This is a genomic window from Citrobacter sp. Ce006 (assembly GCF_030336535.1).
Classification (GTDB): domain Bacteria; phylum Pseudomonadota; class Gammaproteobacteria; order Enterobacterales; family Enterobacteriaceae; genus Citrobacter; species Citrobacter europaeus.
The window spans coordinates 1-253 of record NZ_JAOWDO010000002.1 but is presented as its reverse complement, the minus strand read 5'-3'; the positions used below and the strand labels follow the sequence as shown (position 1 = coordinate 253).

The 253-nt window shown below is 64.8% G+C and carries 1 protein-coding gene; it reads right to left on the bottom strand.

The features are described 5' to 3' along the window. Positions 1-253, bottom strand: a 253-nt coding sequence (locus OGV94_RS00010; protein WP_286522101.1) for a formylglycine-generating enzyme family protein, incomplete at both ends; no start/stop codon positions are given.

Below are 253 nucleotides of genomic sequence, written 5' to 3'. Positions count from 1 at the left end.
GCACGAAGGAACTGTCCACCCCGGTGGCCTCTTCCGTTGCCTGGCGGTCCTCGCTGGTAGCATAGTTTTCACCGCGCCCGCTTTTCTCATCCTCACGCCAGTCGCCGTCATCCGTTGCCCCCAGAATATACTGCCCCCGGTCACGCGCCGCGTACTCCCACTGCGCTTCCGTTGGCAGGGAAAACGGCAGCCCCGTCTCCTTTTTCAGCCAGCGGCAGTAGCTGTCGGCCTCGCGCCATGACACCACCGCCGG